The 20580-nt window shown below is 72.6% G+C and carries 14 protein-coding genes; 13 read left to right on the forward strand and 1 reads right to left on the reverse strand.

Annotated features, from left to right (window positions below):
• Positions 1 to 74: 74 nt before the first annotated feature.
• From OG310_RS22190 to OG310_RS22210, 5 genes are all read left to right on the forward strand, one after another.
• Positions 75 to 662: a sigma-70 family RNA polymerase sigma factor gene (locus OG310_RS22190; RefSeq protein ID WP_443078710.1), complete on the forward strand. Its 588-nt coding sequence runs from the start codon at positions 75 to 77 to the stop codon at positions 660 to 662.
• Entirely contained in the window at positions 659 to 1591 is a 933-nt protein-coding gene (locus tag OG310_RS22195; protein WP_329457615.1) for a zf-HC2 domain-containing protein, read from the forward strand. The genes OG310_RS22190 and OG310_RS22195 overlap by 4 nt, the downstream gene beginning before the upstream one ends.
• 62 nt (positions 1592 to 1653) lie before the next feature.
• A complete protein-coding gene (locus OG310_RS22200) occupies positions 1654 to 4128 on the forward strand; it encodes a HelD family protein (RefSeq protein WP_329457616.1) in 2475 nt (824 codons plus the stop codon).
• Positions 4129 to 4765: 637 nt separating this feature from the next.
• The gene (locus tag OG310_RS22205) at positions 4766 to 6208 is read left to right on the forward strand and encodes an NAD-dependent malic enzyme (protein ID WP_329457617.1); all 1443 of its coding nucleotides are present in this window, start codon (positions 4766 to 4768) and stop codon (positions 6206 to 6208) included.
• A 441-nt stretch (positions 6209 to 6649) separates the two neighbouring features.
• Positions 6650 to 6931, forward strand: a complete 282-nt coding sequence (locus tag OG310_RS22210; RefSeq protein ID WP_007382399.1) for an HU family DNA-binding protein — start codon at positions 6650 to 6652, stop codon at positions 6929 to 6931.
• A 441-nt stretch (positions 6932 to 7372) separates the two neighbouring features.
• On the opposite strand, the gene murA is transcribed toward OG310_RS22210, so the two are convergent.
• A complete protein-coding gene (murA, locus tag OG310_RS22215) occupies positions 7373 to 8719 on the reverse strand; it encodes a UDP-N-acetylglucosamine 1-carboxyvinyltransferase (RefSeq protein ID WP_329457618.1) in 1347 nt (448 codons plus the stop codon).
• A 282-nt stretch (positions 8720 to 9001) separates the two neighbouring features.
• Here murA and OG310_RS22220 point away from each other — a divergent pair, with 282 nt between their 5' ends.
• The 8 genes from OG310_RS22220 (at position 9002) to OG310_RS22255 (ending at position 20428) form a co-directional block, all read left to right on the forward strand.
• Positions 9002 to 9562 carry a YqgE/AlgH family protein gene (locus OG310_RS22220; RefSeq protein WP_329457619.1) on the forward strand — a complete coding sequence of 187 codons (561 nt, stop codon included), beginning with the start codon at positions 9002 to 9004 and terminating at the stop codon, positions 9560 to 9562.
• 190 nt (positions 9563 to 9752) lie between these two features.
• The gene (locus OG310_RS22225) at positions 9753 to 10055 is read left to right on the forward strand and encodes a DUF3039 domain-containing protein (RefSeq protein WP_329457620.1); all 303 of its coding nucleotides are present in this window, start codon (positions 9753 to 9755) and stop codon (positions 10053 to 10055) included.
• A gap of 302 nt (positions 10056 to 10357) precedes the next feature.
• Positions 10358 to 12109: a beta-N-acetylhexosaminidase gene (locus OG310_RS22230; protein WP_329457621.1), complete on the forward strand. Its 1752-nt coding sequence runs from the start codon at positions 10358 to 10360 to the stop codon at positions 12107 to 12109.
• A gap of 565 nt (positions 12110 to 12674) precedes the next feature.
• Complete coding sequence (locus OG310_RS22235) at positions 12675 to 13571, forward strand: FAD binding domain-containing protein (protein WP_329457622.1); 897 nt, start codon at positions 12675 to 12677, stop codon at positions 13569 to 13571.
• A complete protein-coding gene (locus OG310_RS22240) occupies positions 13568 to 15859 on the forward strand; it encodes a (2Fe-2S)-binding protein (protein ID WP_329457623.1) in 2292 nt (763 codons plus the stop codon). Before OG310_RS22235 ends, OG310_RS22240 begins: the two co-directional genes overlap by 4 nt.
• A complete protein-coding gene (locus OG310_RS22245) occupies positions 15856 to 18156 on the forward strand; it encodes a xanthine dehydrogenase family protein molybdopterin-binding subunit (protein ID WP_329457624.1) in 2301 nt (766 codons plus the stop codon). Before OG310_RS22240 ends, OG310_RS22245 begins: the two co-directional genes overlap by 4 nt.
• A gap of 158 nt (positions 18157 to 18314) precedes the next feature.
• A complete protein-coding gene (locus OG310_RS22250; RefSeq protein ID WP_329457625.1) occupies positions 18315 to 18833 on the forward strand; it encodes a hypothetical protein in 519 nt (172 codons plus the stop codon).
• Positions 18830 to 20428, forward strand: a complete 1599-nt coding sequence (locus OG310_RS22255) for a WXG100 family type VII secretion target (protein WP_329457626.1) — start codon at positions 18830 to 18832, stop codon at positions 20426 to 20428. Before OG310_RS22250 ends, OG310_RS22255 begins: the two co-directional genes overlap by 4 nt.
• Positions 20429 to 20580: the final 152 nt, after the last annotated feature.

Raw genomic sequence — 20580 nt, forward strand, 5'->3', positions numbered from 1 at the left:
TTGAGCGCGGACCTCTCCGCTCCCGTAGTGAAGGACGTAAGCAGCCACATCAGGTCTCGACCAGGAGGATTCGGGTGCGCGAGGAAGCCGTCGTGGCCGATGACCGTCCCAGGCGGGGCCGGCGCCGCAGCGAGGCTGAGCGCGGCGACCCCCCCGCACCGGACGAGGAGCTGATGCGTGCCCTCTACCGGGAGCACGCCGGTCCTCTGCTGGCCTACGTCCTGCGCCTGGTCGCGGGCGACCGGCAGCGCGCCGAGGACGTCGTGCAGGAGACGCTCATCCGGGCCTGGAAGAACGCCGGTCAGCTCGATCGGGCGGCCGGCTCCGTGCGGCCCTGGCTGGTGACGGTCGCACGCCGTATCGTCATCGACGGCCACCGGAGCAGGCAGGCCCGGCCGCAGGAGGTCGACCCGTCGCCGCTCGAGGTAATGCCCGCGGAGGACGAGATCGACAAGGCGCTTTGGCTGATGACGCTCTCGGACGCGCTCGAAGACCTGACACCCGCACACCGCGAAGTACTCATCGAGACGTACTTCAAGGGGCGGACGGTCAACGAGGCGGCCGAGACGCTCGGCATTCCCAGTGGAACGGTGCGCTCAAGGGTGTTCTACGCGCTCCGCTCCATGAAACTCGCGCTGGAGGAGAGGGGGGTCTCGGCATGACGACGCACGACGCATTCGGCGCGGACGAAGAGGACGCGGTGCACGACGCGGTCGGTGCCTACGTCCTCGGTGTCCTGGACGACGCCGACGCCACCGCCTTCGAGACGCATCTGGCGGGCTGCGAGGTGTGTGCGGCCCGGCTGGAGGAGTTCTCCGGGATGGAGCCCATGCTGGCCCTGCTGGCGGACGGCCCCGGCGGCTTTCCGGCAGCCGGTGGGTCCGCGGCGGGGACGCCCGGGCAGGGTTCCCCGGCGAGCGGCTCCCTGCCGCCTCCCGCACCGCGCGCCGGGCCGGCGGCCGCTCAGCCCTCCGTGCCCGGCCAGGGACGCTCCGGCGACGCCGAAGGGCCCCCGCCCCCGGCCGCAGAGCCCGCGGTCTCGGTCCGGCCGGGCCCGCACCTGCTCGACCGCCTGGTGGACGAGGTGGCGGCGCGGCGGGCCAAGCGCGGGCGCCGTGGTCTCTACCTCGCCGCGGCCGCCGCCGTGGTGATCGTCGGCGGACCCGTGGTGGCCGTGGTCGCCACGTCCGGCGACCGGGCGCCCGCCACCAGCCAGGCCGCTCCGGCGAACACCGAGAGCTCGTACTTCAACTCCCTGACGACGAAGTACAGCGCCACCGACCCCACCACCAAGGTCAGCGCGACCATCGCGCTGAAGACCAAGGCGTGGGGGACCGACGCGGTGATGGAACTGAAGAACGTCAAGGGCCCGCTGAAGTGCCGCCTGGTGGCCGTCTCCGCCTCCGGCGACCGGGAGGTCGTCACCTCCTGGTCGGTCCCCGCATGGGGGTACGGGGTCCCCGGCAGCCCGCACGCCGTCGCCCGGCAGCCGCTGTACGTGCACGGCGGTGCGGCCGTTCAGCCCAAGGACATCGACCATTTCGACGTGACGACCTTCGATGGCAAGCGGCTCGTAACGGTTCCGGCCTGACACCGGGTGCCCCCTTCGCGTACGGTTGACGGCTCCCGTTGCACGTCATGAAGGGGGCCCGGGTGGCCGCGCAGGATGCCGCTGTCGATTCCGCCGGAGCCGCGGCGGAATCAGGTACCGAGCCGGGGACAGACGCCCCCGGCCCGGCGGACGATTCCGCACGCGCCGGCGAGGTCGAGATCGAGCAGGACCATCTCGACCGCGTCTACCGCCGTCTGGAGGAGAAGATCCACGAGGCGGAATTCCTGATGGCCGACGCGGCGAAGCGCGGCCAGGTGGGCACGCCCGGCGCGCTCGCCGAGCGGGACGCCCAGGTCTTCCGGGCGGGGGTGCACCTGTCCCGGCTGAACAACGAGTTCGAGGACTTCCTCTTCGGCCGTATCGACCTCCTCGCGGGCAAGGACGGCAAGAAGGGCGCCGACGGCGCGTACACGTCGATCGAGCCCGCCGAGGACGCCGTACGGGCCGACGCCCGCGCCGACATCGCCGAGGTGCTGCACATCGGCAGGATCGGCGTCCTCGACGCCGACTACTCGCCGCTCGTCATCGACTGGCGGGCACCCGCGGCGGCGCCGTTCTACCGCTCCACGCCCGTCGACCCGGGGCGGGTCGTGCGCCGCCGGGTGATCCGCTCCAAGGGCCGCCGCGTCCTCGGCGTCGAGGACGACCTGATGCGTCCCGAACTGACCGCCACACTGGACGGCGCGCCGCTGCCCGTCATCGGTGACGGCGCCCTGATGGCCGCGCTCGGCCAGGCGCGCGGACACACGATGCGGGACATCGTCTCGTCCATCCAGGCCGAGCAGGACCTCGTGATCCGGGCGCCCGCCGCGTCGGTCACCGAGGTCTCCGGCGGCCCGGGCACCGGCAAGACCGCCGTCGCGCTGCACCGCGCCGCCTATCTGCTCTACCAGGACAGGCGGCGGTACTCGGGCGGCATCCTGGTCGTCTCGCCGACGCCGCTGCTCGTCGCGTACACCGAGGGCGTGCTGCCGTCGCTGGGCGAGGAGGGGCAGGTCGCCGTGCGTGCGCTCGGCTCGCTGGTCGAGGGCGCCGAGGCGAGCGCGTACGACGACCCGGCCGTGGCCAGGGTCAAGGGCTCGGCCCGCATGCAGCGGGTGCTGCGCAAGGCGGCGCGCGGCGCGCTGGAGCGCGACGCGGGCGCCCGCGGGGCCGACCGCGGACAGGCGACGCTGGACGACGCGGCGGACGACGGCGCCGGCGCGGCCCGGGTGCGCACCGACCGGCTGCGCGTCGTCGCGTTCGGCCGCCGCCTGGAACTGGACGCCACCGAGCTGTACCGCATCCGGCAGGCCGCGCTCGGCGGCACCGCGCCCGTCAACCTGCTGCGTCCGCGCGCCCGCAAGCTGCTGCTCGACGCCCTGTGGGCGCGGTCGGGCAGCAACGCGCGCGCCGACGAGTACGCCTCGCGCGGCGACGCCGAACTCGCCGCGGAACTGCGGAGCGGCTTCGACGAGGACATCACGACCGAGGACGTGTTCACCGAGTTCCTCGACGCGTGGTGGCCGGAGCTGACCCCGCGCCGGGTACTGGCCGCGATGGCCGACGAGCGGCGCCTCGCCCGCTGGGCCCGCCGCATCCTCACCCCCGGCGAGACACGCAGGCTCGCCCGTTCGCTGCGCCGCGTCGGCGCGGACGGCACCGGCGCGCTGTCCGTCCACGACGTGGCCATCCTCGACGAACTGGAGTCCCTCCTCGGCTCACCGCCGCGCCCCCGCAGAACCCGCAGGGAACTGGACCCGCTGGACGCGCTCAGTGGCCTGGAGGAGCTGATGCCGCAGCGCGAGGAGACCCAGCGCGAGCGCGCGGAGCGGCTCGCGGCGGAGCGCACCGAGTACGCCCATGTGATCGTCGACGAGGCGCAGGACCTCACGCCGATGCAGTGGCGCATGATCGGGCGCCGGGGCAGGACCGCGACCTGGACGGTCGTGGGCGACCCGGCGCAGTCGTCGTGGCCCGAGCAGGAGGAGGCCGCGGCGGCCCGCGACGAGGCGCTGGGCAGCAGGCAGCGCCGCCGCTTCACCCTGACCGTGAACTACCGCAACCCGGCGGAGATCGCCGCACTCGCCGCGAAGGTCCTGGCCCTCGCGATGCCGGGCGCCGAGTCCCCGAGGGCCGTGCGCTCGACCGGGGTTCAGCCCCGGTTCCACGTCGCCGCCGACGACTCGGACACGGCGCTCGCCGAGGCCGTACGGGAGGAGACACGGCGGCTCCTGCGGACGGTCGACGGCACGGTGGGTGTCGTGGCGTCCATGGACCGGCGTGCACAGGTCACCCGGTGGGTCGAGGGGCTGGGCGGCCGGGTGGTCGCGCTCGGCAGTCTGGAGGCCAAGGGCCTGGAGTACGACGCGACGGTGCTGGTGTCCCCCGCGGAGATCGCCGACGGGCAGGCCGCGTCGGTGGGCCTGCGGACCCTGTACGTGGCGCTGACACGTGCGACGCAGCAGCTGACGGTCGTGTCGACGTCGAAGGACTCACCGGACGCGGACGGGGTGCCGGACCTGCTGCGCGACTGACGTCCTGGGAGCCTCGCCGCGCCGGGTGCCCGGTGCGAGGGGGCTCCTGGCCTCGCCGCGCCGGGGCCCGTGTGCCCGGCGGGACTGCCCGCCGGGCTCGCCGGCGCATCTTCACGGCGGGACCGGTCCGGGGACGCGGGGGGTGCGTGGCGGGCGATCGGCCGGGGTGTGCGTGCGGGGGTGCCTGGCGGGCGATCGGCCGAGGAGGGCGGGCCCGGGGTACGCAACGGGTTTTTCGCCGTCCGACCGCACCGCTGTGGCCTGGGACGACCCGGAAAGTCCAACGAGCGTGGCGTCAGGGAAGACTGAGCGGGGGTCGTTTGTTAGCCTGTATACGGCACCGGCTCGATCCAAGCCCCCGGGCCCAACCTTAGTCGCTTCGAGCGACCACTTGCCGCGAGGCGAGCATGGCGGGTCGGTGCCACTTACGCGTCAGCAGGCCTTCACCAGGAGTTGGTGGGGGCCTGCTTTTCTTATAAGTGCCGCTGTTACGCTCCGCATGATGGAAGTGCCTTTCCGAATGAACCGGGGTTTTAGCCGTTACCGAGTGGTAGGTGCGACCATCTGAAGGTTCCGCCACGGTGCACCCGATCGGTGGAACGGCACAGTCGCTCAGTGAAAGCAGAGGAACTCGGCAATGGCAACGGCGCCAAGCGTCTCGTACTCGATGACCGTCCGTCTCGAAGTGCCCGCAAGCGGCACGGCGGTCTCCCAGCTCACGACGGCCGTGGAGGCGTCCGGCGGCTCCGTGACCGGCCTCGACGTCACCGCGTCCGGCCACGAGAAGCTGCGGATCGACGTCACGATCGCCGCCAGCTCCACGGCGCACGCGGACCAGATCGTCGGCAAGCTGCGCGGCATCGAGGGCGTCGCCATCGGCAAGGTCTCGGACCGTACGTTCCTGATGCACCTCGGCGGCAAGATCGAGATGCAGTCCAAGCACCCCATCCGCAACCGTGACGACCTCTCCATGATCTACACCCCCGGTGTGGCGCGGGTCTCCATGGCGATCGCGCAGAACCCCGACGACGCGCGCCGCCTCACCATCAAGCGCAACACCGTCGCGGTCGTCACCGACGGCTCCGCCGTCCTCGGCCTCGGCAACATCGGCCCGAAGGCGGCCCTCCCCGTGATGGAGGGCAAGGCCGCCCTCTTCAAGCGGTTCGCCGGCATCGACGCCTGGCCCCTGTGCCTGGACACCCAGGACACCGACACCATCGTCGAGGTCGTCAAGGCCATCGCGCCGGGCTTCGCGGGTATCAACCTTGAGGACATCTCGGCTCCCCGCTGCTTCGAGATCGAGGCGCGGCTGCGCGAGGCCCTCGACATCCCCGTCTTCCACGACGACCAGCACGGCACCGCCATCGTCGTGGTCGCCGCGCTGACCAACGCGCTGCGCGTCGTCAACAAGAAGTTCGGCGACGTCCGGGTCGTCATGTCGGGCGCCGGCGCCGCCGGCACGGCCATCCTGAAGCTGCTGATGGCCGCGGGCGTCAAGCACGCGGTCGTCGCCGACATCCACGGAGTGGTGCACGCGGGCCGCGAGGACCTCGTCGACGCCGCGCCCGAGTCCCCGCTGCGCTGGATCGCCGACAACACCAACCCCGAGGGCGTCACCGGGACGCTCAAGCAGGCCGTGGCGGGCTCCGACGTCTTCATCGGCGTCTCGGCCCCCAACGTGATCGACGGGACCGACGTGGCCGCCATGGCGGACGACGCGATCGTCTTCGCGCTCGCGAACCCGGACCCCGAGATCGACCCTGCGATCGCCCGCGAGACGGCCGCCGTGGTCGCGACGGGCCGCTCGGACTTCCCGAACCAGATCAACAACGTGCTGGTCTTCCCGGGTGTTTTCCGCGGTCTGCTCGACGCTCAGTCGCGCACCGTCAACACGGAGATGATGCTCGCCGCGGCCGCCGCGCTCGCCGACGTCGTCACCGAGGGTGAGCTGAACGCGAACTACATCGTCCCGTCGGTCTTCAACGACAAGGTCGCGGGGGCCGTCGCCGGCGCCGTGCGCGACGCCGCCAAAGCGGCGGGCGTGACGGTGGACACCCCGGCGATCAGCGCCACGGACTGAGCCGGGAGCACCGGCAAGCGCCCCCGCGCCGCCTCCGCGCCCCGGGTCACGGGGCGCTGTGAAGCATGGCGCGGGGCCGCCGTCCGGGCCGGGCGCCCGGCCCGCGCCCCGTACGGGCGGCCCCGCCCGGCGCGTCGCGCGGGGGGCGGGCCGGAGCGCCCGTCTAGGGTGGCGGACCATGACCCCCGCTGTCCCACGGCGGCTTTCCGTGTGACGACGGGGGTATCGGATTGGCTTTCCCGCCGCTGGTGGGGGCAGGATGCAGTCTCAGGGACTTCGTCCTGGGGAGACCTGATCCCGAGGACAACGTTTCGGGGACACCCCCACGGGGCGCGAGGGTTCTCGAAAAGAAGGCCCGGGGTCCGGCGAGTGTCCGAGGGCCCTGGGAGCATCGGCTTCGATCTCACGCCTCACAGGCAAGAAGAACACGGGAGTAAGAACATGAACCGCAGTGAGCTGGTGGCCGCCCTGGCCGACCGCGCCGAGGTGACCCGCAAGGACGCCGACGCCGTTCTGGCCGCCTTCGCCGAGACCGTCGGCGAGATCGTCGCCAAGGGCGACGAGAAGGTCACCATCCCCGGCTTTCTGACCTTCGAGCGCACCCACCGTGCCGCTCGGACGGCCCGCAACCCGCAGACCGGCGACCCGATCCAGATCCCCGCCGGTTACAGCGTGAAGGTGTCCGCGGGCTCCAAGCTCAAGGAAGCCGCGAAGGGCAAGTAGTCCTCAGGACCGTCCACCGCCCGGCCGTGTGCCGGGCAGGGCGGCGCACCGGTGACGGTGCGTGACAACACATCGGGGCGGCCTCCGGACACCGGAAGGCCGCCCTTGTTGTTGCCCGGCCCGGCCGGCGGGCGCTGCGCGCGGGGCCCGCCGTCGCCCCCCAGACGCCGCGCCGCTGCCCGGCCGCCCGTCGTCGCGGGGCTCCGTACTCGGTACGCCGTACGCGGGGAGCCCGTCAGGCCTCCGCAGGGGCGGCGCGGGCCGCTGCGGGGCGCTGAGAGGGACGTCCGGGGCCGCCCGGGCCGGCACAGGGCGGACGAGCTCCCCGGCCCCCGCGCGATCCCCGCCGTACGGCACCCGTACGCCGGGGCCACGGCCCTCGTCCACGTGAAAAGGGCGGGTGCCCGCGTCCCCGCCGGCACCCGCCCCTCCCGTCGGCCGTCAGACGAGCGGACCGCCCGGCAGTTCGACCTTCGCGCCCAGCTCCACGAGCTTGTCCATGAAGTTCTCGTAGCCCCGGTTGATCAGGTCGATCCCGTGCACGCGGGACGTGCCCTGCGCCGCGAGGGCCGCGATCAGGTACGAGAACCCGCCGCGCAGGTCGGGGATGACCAGATCGGCGCCCTGCAGCCGGGTCGGCCCCGACACGACCGCCGAGTGCAGGAAGTTGCGCTGCCCGAACCGGCAGTGCGAGCCGCCCAGGCACTCCCGGTAGAGCTGGATGTGCGCGCCCATCTGGTTGAGCGCCGAGGTGAAGCCGAGGCGCGACTCGTACACCGTCTCGTGCACGATCGACAGGCCGGACGCCTGCGTCAGCGCCACCACCAGCGGCTGCTGCCAGTCCGTCTGGAAGCCCGGGTGCACGTCCGTCTCCAGGGCGATCGACTTCAGCGAGCCGCCCGGGTGCCAGAACCTGATGCCCTTGTCGTCGATCTCGAAGGCCCCGCCGACCTTCCGGTACGTGTTGAGGAAGGTCATCATCGAGCGCTGCTGCGCGCCGCGGACGTAGATGTCGCCCTCGGTGGCCAGCGCGGCGGACGCCCAGGACGCGGCCTCAAGCCGGTCCGGGATCGCGTGGTGGTTGTAGCCGCCGAGGCTGTCCACACCGGTGATCCGGATGGTCCTGTCGGTGTCCATCGCGATGATGGCGCCCATCTTCTGCAGGACGCAGATGAGGTCCTCGATCTCGGGCTCCACCGCCGCGTTCGACAGCTCGGTGACGCCCTCCGCGAGGACCGCCGTCAGCAGGACCTGCTCGGTCGTGCCGACCGACGGGTACGGCAGCCGGATCTTCGTCCCGCGCAGCCGCTGCGGTGCCTCCAGGTACTGGCCGTCCGCGCGCTTGTCGATCGTCGCGCCGAACTGCCGCAGCACGTCGAAGTGGAAGTCGATCGGCCGGCCGCCGATGTCGCAGCCGCCGAGGCCCGGGATGAACGCGTGGCCGAGGCGGTGCAGCAGTGGGCCGCAGAACAGGATCGGAATGCGGGAGGACCCCGCGTGGGCGTCGATGTCTGCGACGTTGGCGCTCTCCACGTGGGTGGGGTCGAGCACCAGCTCGCCCGGCTGCTCGCCGGGGCGCACGGTCACGCCGTGCAACTGCAGCAGGCCGCGTACGACCCGCACGTCGCGGATGTCCGGCACGTTGCTCAGGCGGCTCGGCGTGGAGCCGAGCAGGGCGGCGACCATCGCCTTGGGAACCAGGTTCTTCGCGCCGCGGACGCGGATCTCACCCTGCAGGGGGGTGCCGCCGTGGACAAGCAGTACGTCATCGGAGCCGGTGCCGGTCATGAATCTCGCGTTCCGGAGTGGGCGGTCGGGGGGCTGGTGCCGAACATACGGCCCGGTAAGCCTAAGGCGCGTCAGGCCCCCTCCCGTAGGTCCGTGCCGGACCGGGAAAACGTGAGGGATGCGCTGAACGCACTGTGTGCTGAAGCGAACACGGAACGTGCCCGCCACGCCGGGGCGGGCACCGGGCGCCTGCCTCGCCGCGATGCGCCCCTGAGCTGCGCGCGCATCCTGGCCCCGCACGGGTCGTCCCGTGCGGGGCCAAGATGCGGGATCATGTCTCGCATGACCGAGGTGTCCTCGCTCACAGGGCGGCTGCTCGTCGCGACACCGGCCCTGGCGGATCCGAACTTCGACCGCGCGGTCGTCCTGCTGCTCGACCACGACGGGGAGGGCTCACTCGGCGTGGTCCTCAACCGCCCCACCCCGGTCGGCGTGGTGGACATCCTCGAACCCTGGGCCGAGCACGCGGGTGAGCCCGGGGTGGTCTTCCAGGGCGGCCCGGTCTCCCTCGACTCGGCGCTCGCGCTCGCCGTCATCCCCGGCGAGGAGGGCCCGCTCGGCTGGCGCAGGGTGCACGGCGCCATCGGCCTCGTCGATCTGGAGACGCCGCCGGAACTGCTGGCGAAGGCACTCGGCTCGCTGCGGATCTTCGCGGGGTACGCGGGCTGGGGTCCCGGGCAGCTGGAGCGCGAGCTCAAGAACGGCGCCTGGTACGTGGTCGAGTCGGAGCCCGGCGACGTGTCCTCGCCCCGCCCCGAGACGCTGTGGCGTGCCGTACTGCGCCGGCAGCGCGGCAAACTCGCGATGTTCGCCACGTACCCGGACGACCCGTCGCTGAACTGAGCGCTCACCGCCGCGCACCGGCCCGGGCCGGGCCGCCGCGGGAGACCGCGAGGGCCCTTTTCCGGCCGGACGCGACCGGGCGGCGGGGCCCGGGACCGGCGCCGTCGCTGCCGGGGGGTGAGCGCCCGGCTGCGGAGTGCTCCGCCCCGCCCTCCGGGAAAAGCTCGGCCCGTGAGTACTCTTGGCTGTTATGAGCACTCTTGAGCCCGATCGCGGGGCAGGTACGGGCACCCTCGTGGAGCCGACGCCGCAGCTGTCGCGAGGCGACGGTGACCACGAGCGCTTCGCCCACTACGTCCAGAAGGACAAGATCATGGCGAGCGCCCTGGAGGGCACTCCCGTCGTGGCGCTGTGCGGCAAGGTCTGGGTCCCTGGACGCGATCCCAAGAAGTACCCGGTCTGCCCGATGTGCAAGGAGATCTACGAGTCCATGGGCGCCGGTGGCGACGGGGACAAGGACAAGGGCAAGGGCGGCAAGAGCGGCAAGAAGTAGCCGCCTGACCGTCCGGGGCGGGCATACCTGGTGTGCCCGCCCTTCGGCTGCCCGGCCGTGCGGTCCCCGGCCGTGAACCGTCCGCCCGCGGCTCCGCCCGGCCGTGGAGCGCGGCGCGGGCGACCCGTCTCCTCGTACGAACGCATGCACCCTCCGCGCGGGTTTCCGCGCCGGTGGCCGACGTTGGCGTCGCTGCCCGCCCGGGGCCCGGATCCCTTGCTCTTTCCGCCCTCCGTGTGCTGGTCTTCCGTATTGGTATAGACCTCATCTCGGCACGGACCCGATCACTCGGCGGAGGACGAATGGCGACGAACCCTGCGAACGCGGAACCGATTCCGGACCCGGAGCGGCCGCGCGCGGCGCTGATTCCCGCGCCCCGCCTGATACGGGCCGGTGACGTGGCCGGCGGCGACGTCGGGCAGGGGGGCGACACCGGCTTCGCACTGCCGGCCGGGCTCCGGATCGAGGCGGGCCCGGACACGGGCACCACCGCGCGCTGGCTGCGTACGGCGGTCGGCGCCGCGACAGGCCTGGTGTTCACCGACGGGGTCCCCGGCGCGGACGCGGGCCACGGACACGGCCACGACCGGATCGTGCTCCGTGTCAGCGCCGACGTCGGGCGGGCGGGCGGGCCGGAGGCCTACGTCCTGACCACGGCGGCGCCCGGCGACGACGGCGCCCCCGCCGTGTGCGTCGAGGGCGGCGGGCCCGCGGGCGTCTTCTGGGGTGCGCAGACCCTCCGCCAACTGCTTGGCCCCGACGCCTTCCGGCGCGCGCCGCTGGACGCGGAGCGCGGGTGGCGGCTGCCCGTCCTCACGGTGTCGGACAGCCCCCGCTTCGGCTGGCGCGGCATGATGCTCGACGTCGCCCGGCACTTCACGCCCAAGGAGGGCGTCCTGCGCCACCTGGACCTGCTCGCGGCGCACAAGCTGAACGTCCTGCACCTGCACCTCACCGACGACCAGGGCTGGCGCATCGAGATCAAGCGCCACCCGCGGCTCACCGAGGTCGGCGCGTGGCGCCCCCGCACCAAATGGGGCCACCGCGCCTCCGACCTGTGGAGCGAGACCCCGCACGGCGGGTTCTACACGCAGGACGACATCCGCGAGATCGTCGCCTACGCCGCGGAACGGCACATCACCGTCGTGCCGGAGATCGACGTCCCCGGCCACTCGCAGGCCGCCATCGCGGCCTACCCGGAACTGGGCAACGCCGACGTCGTCGACACCACGGCCATCGGCGTCTGGGACACCTGGGGCATCAACGGGAACATCCTCGCCCCGACGGACGCCGTGCTGCGCTTCTACGAGGGCGTCTTCGAGGAGGTGCTCGCGCTGTTCCCGTCGCGGTTCATCCACATCGGCGGCGACGAGGCCCCCAAGGAGCAGTGGAAGGACTCCGCGACCGCGCAGGCCCGTATCGAGGCGGAGGGCCTCGCCAACGAGGACGAACTCCAGTCCTGGTTCATCCGGCACTTCGACACCTGGCTCGCCCTGCGCGGCCGTCGCCTCATCGGCTGGGACGAGATCCTCGAAGGCGGCCTCGCGCCGGGCGCGGCGGTCTCCTCCTGGCGCGGCTACGCGGGCGGCGTCGCGGCGGCGCGGGCGGGCCACGACGTGGTGATGTGCCCCGAGCAGCACGTGTACTTGGACCACCGCCAGGCGGCGGGCGACGCCGAGCCGATCCCCATCGGCTTCGTGCGGACGCTGGAGGACGTGTACCGCTTCGAGACCGTACCGCAGGGGCTGAGCGAGGCGGAGGGCGCGCGGATCCTGGGCGCCCAGGCCAACGTGTGGACCGAGGTGATGCAGGACGAGGGCCGCGTGGACTACCAGGTCCACCCGCGCCTCGCCGCGTTCGCCGAGACTGTCTGGAGCGAGCTCGGGGCGCCGGGGGAGCGCGACTTCGCCGGGTTCGAGGCGCGCATGACCGAGCACTACCGCCGTCTTGACGCCCTGGGCGTCGGTTATCGGCCACCGTCGGGCCCGCTGCCGTGGCAGCGACGCCCCGGCGTCCTCGGACGGCCGCGCGAGGGGATGCCGCCCGCCCTGTGAGCGGAGGCGGCGAGGGCCCGCAAGGACGTGGCGCGCCGCGGTTTCGACGCCGTTCCGCCCGCGGACAACGTCCCGCGAGAACGTCCGGCGACGACGCGCCGCGAGGATATCGCGGAGCCCGAACGGGCCCCCGCCGCGCACCGGAGCGTGCCCGTACGGACGGGACATCTGCCCGAACGGCCCGGCACACAGCGGCGGAACGGCGCGGGTACGCGAGGCGAACGGACTGCGGCGGCGGTCGAACACGAACCCGGTCGCCGCCGACGGCGGTGCACTCCGCGGACATCCGTCCCGCCGGCCCCGCGCACGTGGCGCGGCATGCCGCCGCCCCGGCGGACGAGCCGCCCACACGCGCATCAGAGGTGGCGAAAGCGGCGATGTGCCCAGAGCGCCCAACGGGCGGGCGAACAGACGCCATCCGGTCGCCGGGGGACAGATGCGTCCTTGGTGGACCCTCGCGTCGAGCGGCCTCGAAGATGTGCCAGAGTTGCCACGTCCGGCCTGTGAGCACGTACGGTACGGCACACAGGCGGGACTGCCGGGACACCGGAAAGGGGCAGCTGGGTTGACCACGCACGCACCGCAGACAGCACAGTCCGTGACGCTGCCGGCCTCGCTCGACGAGGCCGTGGCGGCGCTCGAGGCGATGCCCGCCGCCGTGCCTGTCGCAGGTGGGACGGACCTCATGGCGTCCGTCAACAGGGGCCTGTTGAGGCCCGCCGCGCTCGTCGGGCTCGGCCGGATGAGCGAACTGCGCGGCTGGCACTACCAGGACGGCCACGCCCTGCTCGGCGCGGGCCTCACGCACGCGCGCATGGGCCGCCCCGACTTCGCCGCGCTCATCCCGGCGCTCGCCGCCTCCGCGCGCGCCGCGGGTCCCCCGCAGATCCGCAACGCCGGAACGCTCGGCGGCAACATCGCGACCGCGGCCGCCACCGGCGACACGCTGCCCGTCCTCGCCGCGCTGGAGGCCGACCTGGTGGTCGCGGGCCCCGACGGCGCACGCCGCGAGATCCCGGTGACCCACCTGCTCGCGGGCCGCGAGATGCTCGCGCCCGCCGAACTGATTGGCTTCGTCCGGGTACCGCTGCTGCACGCCCCCCAGGTCTTTCTGAAGGCGACGGGGCGCACCGGCCCCGGCCGCGCCACCACGTCCGTCGCCGTCGTGCTCGACCCGGCGCGGCGCGGGGTGCGCTGCGCGGTGGGCGCCGTCGCGCCGATGCCGCTGCGGCCGTTGGAGGCCGAGCAGTGGATCGCGTCGCTCATCGACTGGGACGGCGCGCGGGGGCTGACGCAGGAGGCGCTGACGGCCTTCGGGGAGTACGTCGCGGCGGCCTGCGTGCCCGACCCGCTGCCACCCGCGGACGGGGGAGAGGCACCGGGGCCCTCGCCCGCCGTGCAGCATCTGCGGCGTACTGTCTCCACGCTGGCCCGGCGAGCACTGGGGAGGGCGCTCTCGTGACCGACAACGAAACAGGCGGCGGGCGCGGCACGCGCGGCGCCGACGACTGGCCGGAGCCGAACCGCGGTGCCGAGGACTGGCCCGCGCAGGGGCAGAGCACCGAGGACTGGCCCGAGCCGGGGCAGGACGCCCAGAACGGCCAGGGCATGTGGCAACCGGTGCCGCACGGCGGTGAGTACGACGCGGAGGCCACCGCGTTCGTCCAGCTGCCCCCCGAGGACGACCGGGACGCCCCGCTCGCCGCGCCCGGCCACGGGTATGTGCCGCCCATGATCACACCGCTGCAACCCGACCCGTCGGTCGCGGGGACCTGGGGCCTGCCGGACCCGCAGGCCGAGGCGGCGGGGCAGCAGCACTACACCGGTGCCTACGGCCAGGACCCGTACGCGTCCCAGCCCGGCAACCACGACCAGGCAGCCCCGCAGGGGCCCTACGGGAACCAGGACCCGTACGCACAGGATCCGTACGGTCAGGCCCCCTACGGCCAGGCTCCTTACGGGCAGGGCCCGTACGGCCATGATCCGCGCGCCCACGAGGCCCCGGTCCACGAGGCGTACGAGCCGGCCCGGCACACGGACGATCCGCGGACGGCCGACCCGCAGCCGCACGTGCCGCAGGCCCATGACCCGCAGCCGCACGACCCGCGCGCGACGGGCCACTGGAACTTCACCGAGGCGATGGGCGGGCACGAGCCCGGGCGCGCCCAGGGCGAGGACCAGGACCAGGGCGCGCACCCGGCGCCGGTGGAAGGCACAGGACAGTGGCGCATCCCGCTCGCCACAGGTGACGTCCTCGACGAGTCCGGCGAGTTGAGCGCCGCGCTCGCCGCGTCGCCGTGGAACGCGGGCGCCGTCCCGCCCGCCACCCTGCCCGGAGGCGCACGCGCCCCCTGGGCCCCCGAACCCGCACCGGAACCAGCCGTCGAACCGGAACCAGAACCGGAACCGGAGTACGAGCCGGAGCCGGGCCCCCCGCAGCACGACGAGGTCCAGCACGGCTGGGCCCCGACGGCCGAAGCCGTGGCCGAGGCGCGCGCCGCCTCCCTGCACGAGCCCGCCGGCCTCGCACCAGACCCCGCGACCGCGCGCCCGGATACCGAGAGCGCCTCGGAGGACGTTCAGGACGCCGGCGCCGACGCCACTGAGGAAGGGTCCTTCGAGACCCCGCCCGGCCGCCCCGTGCCGTCGGGCGTTCCCGAGGCGCGGCAGGACGACGACCCGGAAGCCGAAGCGGCGGCAGCGGGTTCCGGGGCGCATGGCACCGCGGAGCCCGTAACGGAGGAATCCGCGGAACCGGCGAGATCCCGGGAATTCGCGGAAGCCGACGCATTCACCGCAGCCGGGTCCGAGGAATTCGCCGCACCCGCGGAATTCGCGTCCCCCGCGCGGCCCGAGACGGCAGCCCGACCCGAACCGGAACCGCGAGCGGAGGACGAAGCCCTGGCGGCTCCCGTCGCCGGCCCGCACCCCGGGCCCGTCCCCGTCATGGCACCGCACCCCCCGGGTGAACCCCGCACGGCCGCCGAGCAGGCCGACGAGGCGGAACACGCCGAACAGGCCGACCACGACCGCGACGAGATCGAACACCCCAGCTTCTCCTACGTGTTGCGGGTCAACGGCCAGGACCGGCCCGTCAACGACGCCTGGATCGGCGAATCCCTGCTGTACGTCCTGCGCGAGCGGCTCGGCCTCGCCGGCGCCAAGGACGGCTGCTCCCAGGGCGAGTGCGGCGCGTGCAACGTCCAGGTCGACGGACGGCTCGTGGCCTCCTGCCTGGTCCCCGCCGCGACCACCGCCGGCTCCGAGGTGCGGACCGTCGAGGGCCTCGCGACGAACGGCGAACCGTCCGACGTCCAGCGGGCCCTGGCCGCCTGCGGTGCCGTCCAGTGCGGTTTCTGCATCCCCGGCATGGCGATGACCGTGCACGACCTCCTTGAGGGCAACCACGCCCCCTCCGAACTGGAGACCCGCCAGGCGCTCAGCGGCAACCTCTGCCGCTGCTCCGGCTATCGGGGCGTCCTGGAGGCCGTCGGCGAGGTCGCCGCGGCCCGTGCGGCGGGCACCGAGGCGGCGGCCGCGCACGGCACCGCCCAGGACCCCGCCGCCGCGGGCCCGTCGGCCTTCACCTCCGCCGGTACCCCGAACGGCTCCACCGGCGCGGCCTCCGCCGACGCGGCGAGGATCCCGCACCAGGCACCCCCCGGCGCAGGCGGAGTCCAGACGCAGGCCGCCGCACAGGCACCGCAGGGCCCGAACCACCCGCACGCGAACGACGGAGGCATGGCGTGAGCGACGACCCGGCCACCGAGTCCGCCCCCGCATCGCCCGAGAGCGAGGAGCCCGCGCGCGGCATCGGCGCCTCCCTCCCCGCCGCCGAGGCACGCGCCAAGACCGAGGGCACCTACCCGTACGCGGCCGACCTGTGGGCCGAGGGCCTGCTGTGGGCGGCGATCCTGCGCTCACCCCACGCGCACGCCCGCATCGTCTCCATCGACACGACCGCCGCCGCCCGCATGCCCGGCGTGCGGGCCGTCGTGACCCACTCCGACGTGCCCGGCGACCCGTCGTACGGGCGCAAGGTGGCCGACCGCCCGGTGTTCGCCTCCGACGTCGTACGCCACCACGGCGAGGCGATCGCCGCCATCGCCGCCGAACACCCCGACGCGGCACGCCTCGCAGCCGCCGCCGTAGCCGTCGAGTACGAGGTGCTCGAACCCGTCACCGACCCCGAAAAGGCCTTCTCCGCCGAGCCGTTGCACCCCGACGGCAACCTGATCCGGCACATCCCCCTGCGCTACGGCGACCCCGCGGTACAGGGCGACGTCGTCGTCGAGGGCCTGTACCGCATCGGGCGGCAGGACCCGGCGCCCGTCGGCGCGGAAGCCGGGCTCGCGGTGCCGCGGCCCGACGGCGGCGTGGAGATCTACACGGCCTCCACCGACCCGCACACCGACCGCGACCTCGCGGCCGCCTGCTTCGGACTCCCGCCCGAACAGGTCAAGGTGGTCGTCACCGGAGTGCCCGGCGCCACCGGCGACCGCGAGGACCCCGGATTCCAGATCCCGCTCGGCCTGCTCGCGCTGCGCACCGGACGGCCCGTGAAACTGACGGCGACCCGCGAGGAGTCCTTCCTCGGCCACGCCCACCGCCACCCGACCCTGCTGCGCTACCGCCACCACGCCGACACCGAGGGCCGGCTCGTGAAGGTGGAGGCGCAGATCCTGCTCGACGCGGGCGCGTACGCCGACCAGTCGTCCGAGTCGCTCGCGGCGGCCGTGGCGTTCGCCTGCGGCCCGTACGTCGTCCCGCACGCGTTCGTCGAGGGCTGGGCCGTGCGCACCAACAACCCGCCGTCCGGACACGTACGCGGCGAAGGCGCCATGCAGGTGTGCGCCGCCTACGAGGGCCAGATGGACAAACTCGCCGCCAAACTCGGCGTCGAACCCGCCGAGCTGAGGCTGCGCAACGTCCTCGCCACCGGCGACATCCTGCCCACGGGACAGACCGTGACCTGCCCGGCGCCCGTCGCCGAACTGCTGCGCTCCGTGCAGGAGTTCCCGTTGCCCACCCTCCCCAAGGACACCCCGGAGGAGGCCTGGCTGCTGCCCGGCGGCCTCGAAGGCGCCGGCGAACCCGGCGCGGTGCGCCGCGGGGTCGGCTACGGACTCGGCATGGTGCACATGCTCGGCGCCGAGGGCACCGACGAGGTCTCCACCGCGACCGTGAAGGTCCACGACGGCGTGGCCACCGTCATCTGCGCGGCCGTAGACACCGGCCAGGGGTTCTCGACCCTCGCCCGGCAGATCGTCCAGGAGACGCTCGGCATCGAAGAGGTCCACGTCGCCGCCGTCGACACCGACCAGCCGCCGGCGGGACCCGCCACCCACGGCCGCCACACCTGGGTCTCCGGCGGCGCCGTCGAACGCGCCGCCAAGATGGTCCGCACCCAGCTACTCCAGCCGCTGGCCCACAAATTCGGCATGTCGACGGAACTCCTCCAGATCGCGGACGGCAAGATCACGTCGTACGACGGCGTGCTGTCCACCACGGTGACCGAGGCCCTCGACGGCAAGGAACTCTGGGCCACCGCCCAGTCCCGCCCGCACCCCACGGAACCACTCGACGAATCCGGCCAGGGCGACGCGTTCGTCGGCCTGTCCTTCTGCGCGATCCGCGCGGTCGTCGACGTCGACATCGAACTCGGCACCATCCGCGTCGTGGAGATGGCCGTCGCCCAGGACGTCGGCCGCATCCTCAACCCGGCGCAACTGCGCACCCGCATCGAAGCAGGCGTCACCCAGGGCATCGGCACCGCGCTCACCGAGAACCTCCGCACCAGCCACGGCCTCGTCCGCCACCCCGACCTGACGGGCTACGCCCTGCCGACATCGCTCGACGCGCCGGACGTCAAGATCGTGCGACTCGTGGAGGAACGCGATGTGGTCGCCCCGTTCGGCGCCAAGCCCGCCAGCGCCGTCTCCGTGGTGACATCCCCCGCCGCCGTGGCCTCGGCAGTCAGAGCGGCGACGGGCCGCCCGGTCGGCCGCCTGCCCATCCGGCCCCAGGCCGCTGTGGCACAAGGGTGACGCGAACGCCGTTGCCCTCGTAACCCTCAGATGCGTACTGTCACTTGCAGTCGATACAGTGAACCGGGAACCTGGTTCCGTACGACTTCGGCAGATTCACAAGCATGGCGGTGCGCGCACGACCATCCGCGCAGCGGCGGGCACGGGGGGAGACAGTCGTGGAAGCGGCAGCAGCGGGGGGCGGCGGCGGATCCGGCGGCCTGTTCGGCGACATGTTCAGCGGCCTGATCGACACCGCAGTGTCGGCGGTCAACGACATGATGAACGACCTCGCCGACATGAAGAAGTTCAAGAAGGACGTCGACGGCCTGCTCGTCATGCTCCACGGCTCCCAGGCCGCCCCGACCAGGGTCGGCCAGGACCGCATGCAGCGCACCCACCTCGGCGGTGAGGGCTTCCACGAGGCCCAGTACCTCTACGCGTCCTACGACAGCGTGCACACCGAGCTGGAAAACCTCTCCAAGGTCCTCGGCCTCCAGATTGAGAGCATGAGCCTCGCGATCGAGACGTCGGGCAAGAGCTACAACGACCTCGACGACGACATCAAGTCCCGCATGCACAAGCTGAACTCCGAGATCGAGGCGCAGTACCACCCGGACCGGGACCCGTACGCGCACACGAAGGCCAAGGACACGGGCAGCGGCGGTTACGGCGAGGACGGGGGAGGTACGGCATGAGCGCGCCAGGTGGTGGCAAGCCGGTAGCGGGTGAGACCGATTTCGACTCGATGTCTCATGCGCAGTTGTTCGCGTTGCTGAAGTCGGCGAACAAGGATTCGGTCAACGACCTCTCTGAGAAGCTGGCGTCGATCGCCAAGACGGTGACCACGATCGGTGACCACCTGAAGGCGCACGTCGGGGCGCTGCGGTGGGAGGGCAAGGGCGGCGACGCCTTCCGCGAGTGGGGCAACCAGACGGCCAATGCGACGCTGAAGCTCGCCGAGTACGCCGACTCGGCAAGTAGGTTGATGCATCCTGTCTCGCAGGGAATCGTCCAGGCGCACGCCAACATGCCGGCTCTGTCCCTTACCACGGGTGCGCAGTCCGACTTGCACCTGGCGACGGAGCGCATGAAGAAGAGCGACTCCCCGAGCTTCGAAAAGAGCGCGATGTTGGCCTCGTCGCGTATCGAGGGAACCCGCAGCGATGCGGCGGACCAGTTGCGCATCCTGGCGTCGACGTATGTGCACACGGGCAGCCAGATAAACGCACTGAAGCCACCCACGTTCCCGCCCCCGGCCAATCAGTTGGGCAGTAAGTGGATTGACCCGAACACGCATTACGACGCGCACAGCACTTCGAGTGGCTCTTCTGGTCCGGTTGTCACTGGCAGCGGCCGCCGGACGCAGCACTACTCTGCGAATGACGGCGACGCGTCGAAAGCGATTCAGGAAGATTCAGGTGGTCGAGGGCTCGACGGTCCTGGTGGAGGTGCGCACGCATTGCCGGTCTCGGTGCCGCCCGCACGGGATGCCCATATGGAGATTGACAGCACGGCGCCGCCATTGACGCAGCCCGCCGTTCACACCGCTGCATTCGCCCCACCAACGACGAATGAAGTGCCGAAGGGGACTGGGACTCCATTCGGCGTTCTGCCCCCCACGTTCGGGGCAGCGGGAAGCGGTCTCCCGGCGTTCAACGAGGGCTTTGGAGATTCGGGGCCCATTGGGCGGCAAAGTGGTGCGACGTTCGGTGGCCGCCTCCCCCGGTTCGCCAGCACCGGCGAACTCCCCGGAAGCACGCAGGCTGGGCGCGCTCCGCTGCCCCGTGAGAACGGCATCGTGGGCGGTAAGCCTGTTCAGTCACCCAATGGCAGGCCGACAGCTCGTCTTCCCCGAGGCATGGTCGTGGGTGGCGAGGAAAGTGGCAACGGCGCCAACGGGCGTCCCGCGATGGGCCGAGGAACATCGGGGATGCGCATGGGCGGCGAGGGCGCGGCTGGGGCAGGCCGTAACGGACTCGTGGGTGGCCGTCGCCTAGCCTCCGAAACAGGAGGTGTGGTTGGAAGGCCTGGGCAGCCGGGAAAGTTGGGAACCCGCCCCTTCACGGAGGGCGGTTCCGGGCTAGTGCGTGGCGAGTCCGAAGGAGCCGAGGAAACTTCCGGACGACAGTCCGGCCAAGGCGGCCGATCCGGCACGATGCCGCGCGGGACAACCGGCTCTCGACGGCGGCGCGATGGCGACGGCGGGAGGGACCGTCCCGACTACCTGACAGAGGAAGATGAGACCTGGCAGCAGGGCAACCGGCGGGTTGTTCCTCCTGTCATCGACTGAGCCCGCCGGATAGGTCAGAGGGAAGATGCGCAGAACACGCCGACGATCGCTTGGTTTTAGGGCAGCCGTGACGTCTGGGGTGGGGGCGTTGCTCCTTGGCATGGCAGTAGTGCCAGCGCATGCAGCCGGTACGGTGCGTGAGGATCAGTGGC

The sequence above is a fragment of the Streptomyces sp. NBC_01497 genome, assembly GCF_036250695.1.
Taxonomy (GTDB): Bacteria; Actinomycetota; Actinomycetes; order Streptomycetales; family Streptomycetaceae; genus Streptomyces.